8 protein-coding genes are annotated in these 5,368 nt (G+C 36.4%); 6 read left to right on the top strand and 2 right to left on the bottom strand.

The annotated features are described in order from the left end of the window. Positions 1–234 precede the first annotated feature (234 nt). Positions 235–720 (bottom strand): helix-turn-helix domain-containing protein, encoded by a 486-nt coding sequence (locus C200_RS01965; RefSeq protein WP_016211579.1) that lies wholly within the window; start codon positions 718–720, stop codon positions 235–237. Positions 721–787: 67 nt separating this feature from the next. After that, positions 788–1,696 (bottom strand): hypothetical protein, encoded by a 909-nt coding sequence (locus C200_RS01960; protein ID WP_016211583.1) that lies wholly within the window; start codon positions 1,694–1,696, stop codon positions 788–790. Positions 1,697–1,972: 276 nt separating this feature from the next. Between C200_RS01960 and C200_RS01955 the strand changes: the two genes are divergently transcribed. The 6 genes from C200_RS01955 to C200_RS14420 all read left to right on the top strand — a co-directional run bounded on the left by C200_RS01955 (position 1,973) and on the right by C200_RS14420 (position 5,332). Then, positions 1,973–2,743: a DUF4942 domain-containing protein gene (locus C200_RS01955; protein WP_016211581.1), complete on the top strand. Its 771-nt coding sequence runs from the start codon at positions 1,973–1,975 to the stop codon at positions 2,741–2,743. A gap of 118 nt (positions 2,744–2,861) precedes the next feature. Further along, positions 2,862–3,419, top strand: coding sequence for a DnaJ domain-containing protein (locus tag C200_RS01950; protein ID WP_016211585.1), 558 nt, complete (start codon positions 2,862–2,864; stop codon positions 3,417–3,419). Between the two features lie 58 nt (positions 3,420–3,477). Next, positions 3,478–4,260, top strand: coding sequence for a hypothetical protein (locus tag C200_RS01945; RefSeq protein WP_144019303.1), 783 nt, complete (start codon positions 3,478–3,480; stop codon positions 4,258–4,260). Between the two features lie 97 nt (positions 4,261–4,357). After that, the gene (locus tag C200_RS01940; RefSeq protein ID WP_016211584.1) at positions 4,358–4,711 is read left to right on the top strand and encodes a hypothetical protein; all 354 of its coding nucleotides are present in this window, start codon (positions 4,358–4,360) and stop codon (positions 4,709–4,711) included. A gap of 66 nt (positions 4,712–4,777) precedes the next feature. Beyond that, positions 4,778–4,972, top strand: a complete 195-nt coding sequence (locus tag C200_RS01935; RefSeq protein ID WP_016211586.1) for a hypothetical protein — start codon at positions 4,778–4,780, stop codon at positions 4,970–4,972. 15 nt (positions 4,973–4,987) lie between these two features. Next, entirely contained in the window at positions 4,988–5,332 is a 345-nt protein-coding gene (locus tag C200_RS14420; RefSeq protein ID WP_016211578.1) for a hypothetical protein, read from the top strand. The last annotated feature ends 36 nt before the right edge of the window (positions 5,333–5,368 follow it).

The following is a 5,368-nucleotide window of genomic DNA, read 5'->3' as shown; positions in this document are numbered from 1 at the left end:
AAACTTGTCATCACAACACTCCTTGTGTGATTAATTATCCATATTGAAAATTTAGTTCAATATGGCCCAAGTGTCAGATTAGATCTAAAGTTCTACAGATTAGCTAAGTTTTGGGATTGTCATTTATAAACCTTTTACTTGTTTAAATTATATTCTGTTTGTAGTTCTTAAAATTATGATTAATCGTAATACCTGAAAAATTCATTAAACTCTTGCAGGTTGAGTTGTTGAATATCAAATGATTTGTGCTACGGCTCGTAAGCCATACTTCCTTAAAGCGCCGTTAGGAGCAATATATCTGGCTATTGTTGAATCTGTTGTTTTATGTTTTTTGGCTATATCTACTAACTTTATTCCTTGTCGAGCTTGGTGCTGCATTGATTCTACTTGCTCTTTTGTAAAGCCAAGCTTGCGGCTGCCTGTTTGGAGCTTGTCTGATTTCATTTTTCGTTCTAGCGGTATTTTTGCTGGCCTCCTATTTTTAGGTATAGGCGTTTCACCAATTAATTCACTAATCGTAATGTTAAAGAAAGTTGAAATTGGCGCTACAATGCTTAGATTTACGCTAGTCTTTCCATTTAATATATTGCTGATTGTTGCTTGTGAAATTTGGTAGCCTTGCTCTTTTAATAGCCGACACATGGTAATTGCATCGATAGATTCATCTTTGAGTAAACACTTGAGGTTATTTGCAAGATATTCAGCTTTTGTGTAAATCATGGAAAGTTAAGACTGCCTTCTCACTAAATTTTTAATAACTTTTCTATACTTATGTATGGTTAACGCCTTAAACATTGACCGTTTCCCCGTATTGCTTCTCTATTGCTTTGACTGCAAGCTTAAGTTGTGTTTTGTTTGGGTCGAAGCGTTTTTCAAAAATAAACACACATTCCTCGACACTAATACCCTCTTGTTTTCGCTGCAATGCAAAATATTGGGCGACAGAATCAGCACTGATCACGTTAATTGGGTTTAATTGGTTTTCATAGAGTAAATCGATAGCGGCTGAAAACATCCACTTCTTAACTGTGAGGGGGTGTTCACCTTTTTTTGGGTATGCCATTTTCTCAAGTGTGTTCAAGGTCGTGTCACCACGGCGGCCATAGCGTTGTGCGGTTGCGTTAAATTCCTTGATCATCTTGGCCTGACCACAGGGTAAGCCAAATAAAGCCTCAAAAATTCCTCGGTTTTTTTCGTCGAGTCGATAGAGTAGCCCTGCTGGGCGAGAGTCTATGTCAACTTTTGAAAGAATGTCTGCTTTTTTGCGTGTTTTCTTCTCGATTGCATGCTCAGTTTTTTTGGCTGCTTCGAGTAAAGCATCTAGCATAATCTGTTGAGGGGTAAAGTCGATGTCATGTTTTCGTGCGGCTGCGGCCAGCTCGTTAAGGGCATCATTAAATTTTGGATCCAAACGATATATCAATGACTCTAGGTCAACAATGGAGGAGCCAAAATTTTTGGCCGAAAATAAAACGCAGCTATACCAATTTTCAAGAGATGTAACTTCGTCAGGGCTTAAATTTTTCTTATCTTTTTCTCCAAGCTTTTCAGGGTACTCACTAACGGAGCTAGAGAATTTTAGATTAGCAATGCTTTCATAGGGCGAACCTTCACCTTTTTTCCAACCGGGCTTATTCCGTAAAATACTGACATAAGATGAGCGATCATTGTTTTCGCGCACATTGAATTTGAGCATATAAAAAACCTTCTTTTTTACCTATGGCATAATTATCTCACAGCGCGCAAAATAATGCAATAATTATCTACGGATAATTATATTGTTTAAGGTTGACGTGGCCTGCTAAATTTAAATTCGATAAAGTAAAGCAAGATATCAAGCTAAAACAATAATAAATAGAAATAATAGATAATTATCCGTAGATAATTATTGCATTTTTCTATGGTTCTGGTATTATTAAAGGGTGGAAGGGGAAAACTCCTTCACTAATTCCAAAAACTAAAGGAAACAATTATGAATACTTTGCCTACTCCTCCAATCGATGAAATCACTAGAATAGTGGAACAAAGAAATAAAGCTAAGAGTTTGATTGAGCAAGGGCTTGATTTAATTTTCGATGCAATCGAGGTTGCTCCTGAATATTCATTTAGAGAGCTAAGTAGTGATATTTATTGGTATGCAGGTGACAGAGATAAAAATAAATGTAAATTAGCTAAGTCGCTTGACCGGCAATGTTGGCTTAGCTTAATTAAAAGAACTAAGCTGGCTGCTGTTCTTAATACAAAGCAGGCTGATAAATTTTATGCTGAAGTAGATAATGCACCAGAATTTACGCGAGATAGTGCAATGGCAACATTTATGGATTGGTTTGCAAAAAGGGAACAAAATTTTAAGGAGGGATTGGTTGATTTGTTCAAGAGTTTAAGTGGAAACTACAAAAGCCATGATGCTTTTAAAGTAAAAAAGCGTATCATTATGAGTGGGATATTCAGTGGTAAGTCATGGTCCTACTATTCTTCTGGTCAAGAACGTTTTAAAGATTTTTGCAATTATGCTTTTATCTTAAATGGTGTTGACCCAACGAGCGTAAGCAGTGATAAGCAACCTGACCTAATTGTTGGTCAAGGCTTATTCTTAGGAAAAGATGAATTTATCTTTGATGGTTATCGAGTTGTTGTATTTTTGAATGGTAATATGCATATTTGGTTAGAAGAAAAACTACTTAATAAAATTAATCAATGTATTTCAGATTATTATGGGAAAACTATCGCTAAAGATCATTAAAAATCAACTGTAAATGCAATAATTATCTATAGATAACTATTGCATTTTTCTACAGTTTTGGTATTATAGAGGTGTGGAAGGGGAAAGCTCCTCCACTAAACCAAAATAGAGGTATATCATGGAAAAAGTCACAATTAAGCAAGCCCTAAAAATTTTCGCCCTGACTCAAGGCTGCTATACAGCACAAGAAATTAAGACAACTTATAAAAGATTAACTCTTAAATATCATCCTGACCGTGGTGGTGAAAAAGAAGTTATGCAAGCCATACTGAAAGCCTGGGAAATTTTAAAAGAACTGCAAGAGGTGAATATTGATGATTTTTTCGGTAAAGCTGAGTTGTGTGACGATTATAATGATGATGCAATGATCGAGAAAATTAGAGCGGCTATTGTCCCTTTGAAAGACATAAAGACCCCTGATGTTGAGGTCTGTGGGATTTGGCTATATTTGCATACAGATTTGCGTGGCGAAGAAATGAAAAAAATACGCGAGTCATTAAAAGAGTTTGGGTGGGCCTGGGGCAATAAGAAAAAATGCTGGTACTACAACCCTGAACCTAGCCGAGTAAAGCGTTCAGCGCGTCGTACAGGCTGGGGATTAGATAAAATACGCGGCACCTATGGGTCTAGTAAGTACAAAGGCAACGCTGGACCGAATCATCGAATTGGTGGCTAAAAGCCCAAAGGTGGGAGTTTCCCACCTTTTCAATTACGTTAACAATTAAATAGGGTTTATGATGACGATTAAACAAATACAGCTTTCAGAAGAGAACAGAGGCAACCCTAAACGAGGCAGAAAAGCTAATTTATTGTCGAATATGTGGCAAGGCATTGAAGCAAGTGAAGTGGAGCGCCTTATTGATTTGAACCGCGACCGCCACCAAGAAAATAAAGACACTGAAGCCACAATTACATTATCAAAGTATATTCCTCATAAAAGTTACTCTGCTAAAGAGTTACTTCATTATCCAGAGCTTACAATGCTGCTAAGAAAAGAGAAACAGTATTTGGTTAAAGATTATCTTTTAACTGGGCCTTTATTTGAGTTGAGAACGCCACTTTTTATGATCGAAGCTGGCAAGCAACTATTGCAAATTGAGAATGATTTTAGAGAATCTTTGGCCAGCGAACAAAAGCGGCTTAATAATTTAATGTTTTTGGCTAAAAATAAAGTGAAAAATATTAGAGTGACAGGAGGAAAGCCTAGTTGTCAGTGGTCTGCCGGGACTATCGAGTTGAACGGTGTATCATGGCGGGTAAATAAAGACAGCCCCGCATACTTGGGGCCGACTGGAGGCATAGAGGCTCTTAGCTTCTCTTATTGTGAGGAAATCGGCCAAATGGATAGCTTCAAGATAGAAACGGCGCACATTGGTACTTCAATTGTAGAGCTAAAAGTTAGAAATAAAGGACACAATAAAGGACGGCGGGCATTTTTAAATATAGAAAAACTTGGGCTAGTGCCAACGGCTGAAGCAAAAGCACTGATAAAAAAACAAAGGGGACAAGCAAATTAAATGCCTAAAATGCAATAATTATCTGTAGATAATTATTGCATTTCAAGTTAAATGTGTTATTATAATCATATAGAAACAAGGGATTAGGAGAAACACAATGAAAACGACTTTTAGTTTTAAACATGCAAACGCCAAGAAAAACCGCGATGTAAATATTGATGGTGCCATTAGCTTAAGTGATGGTGCGGAGATATTTCGCAAGGCGTTTTCTATAGAAAAAAAGAATTTCTCAGTTTTAAATCGTGTTAGCTTCATCTTGGCTAATATTGACGCTATGAACAGCCAAAAAGAAGACTATTTATATCATTTAGCAGCAAATAACTCTCTAACCATTTTTAAAGACTTTGAAGTGATTTATCGGGGTTTTGTATGGGATTTTGTTGGTGAGTACACAAACGAAATGCCTGCCGCTCTCGCCTCTTTGAAAGAGGGCCTAGGCGTAGCATTCTAATTTTCGATTCAAAATGAGATAATTATCTATAGATAATTATCTTGTAAAAAAAGAAAAGGTGATTGTATGAATAGTCAGCTAAAAGAAAGGGAAAATGATTTTAATAGCGCCTGTTCTCAGTTTGAATATTTTAGAGAGGTTTTGAAAGAAGCAAAAGGAAGGGCGCTGGATGAAACAACAGAAAAATTATTAAATGCAAAGGAGGAACTAATAAAAGCTAAAAGAAAGCTTGATGTAGAGTTGTCAATTTATAAATTTTAAAGAGGTTTTTATCTTATGTATGACGAAAAAATAAAACTATTAACAAAGCGGGCAGTAATTACTCGGCCAGCGCGAATTGCGATCAATACAATACTTTTAAATATTCATGGCAATACTAGTGAAATCGAAAATCTAAAAATTGAAATGTGGACCTCCCTTCTTAGAAGACATTTAAGTGGAGCCTGGGGAAATATTTGTGATGAGGATAAAGAGCTAAATGATATTGATGTAGAAAAAGGAGGAAGACTTTTATCAAAATTTAATATCGAAGAAAGTGATTTTTATGTAATCACCGAAGCTGCTGGTGGCAATAACGTAGTAAGACCGCTTACAACGATCTTACTGGAAGAGGAATACTAAAAATCAAGAGCATAGAGCGTAAGCGTCGCTACCTCG

Source organism: Piscirickettsia salmonis LF-89 = ATCC VR-1361 (genome assembly GCF_000297215.2).
Lineage (GTDB): Bacteria > Pseudomonadota > Gammaproteobacteria > Piscirickettsiales > Piscirickettsiaceae > Piscirickettsia > Piscirickettsia salmonis.
Note: the sequence above shows the minus strand (reverse complement) of the source record. Positions and strands in the feature narration are given on the sequence as shown.

Coding starts and splice junctions, on each gene's coding strand:
- C200_RS01965 (WP_016211579.1), bottom strand. CDS start 720: ATGATTTACACAAAAGCTGAATATCTTGCAAATAACCTCAAGTGTTTA.
- C200_RS01960 (WP_016211583.1), bottom strand. CDS start 1,696: ATGCTCAAATTCAATGTGCGCGAAAACAATGATCGCTCATCTTATGTC.
- C200_RS01955 (WP_016211581.1), top strand. CDS start 1,973: ATGAATACTTTGCCTACTCCTCCAATCGATGAAATCACTAGAATAGTG.
- C200_RS01950 (WP_016211585.1), top strand. CDS start 2,862: ATGGAAAAAGTCACAATTAAGCAAGCCCTAAAAATTTTCGCCCTGACT.
- C200_RS01945 (WP_144019303.1), top strand. CDS start 3,478: ATGATGACGATTAAACAAATACAGCTTTCAGAAGAGAACAGAGGCAAC.
- C200_RS01940 (WP_016211584.1), top strand. CDS start 4,358: ATGAAAACGACTTTTAGTTTTAAACATGCAAACGCCAAGAAAAACCGC.
- C200_RS01935 (WP_016211586.1), top strand. CDS start 4,778: ATGAATAGTCAGCTAAAAGAAAGGGAAAATGATTTTAATAGCGCCTGT.
- C200_RS14420 (WP_016211578.1), top strand. CDS start 4,988: ATGTATGACGAAAAAATAAAACTATTAACAAAGCGGGCAGTAATTACT.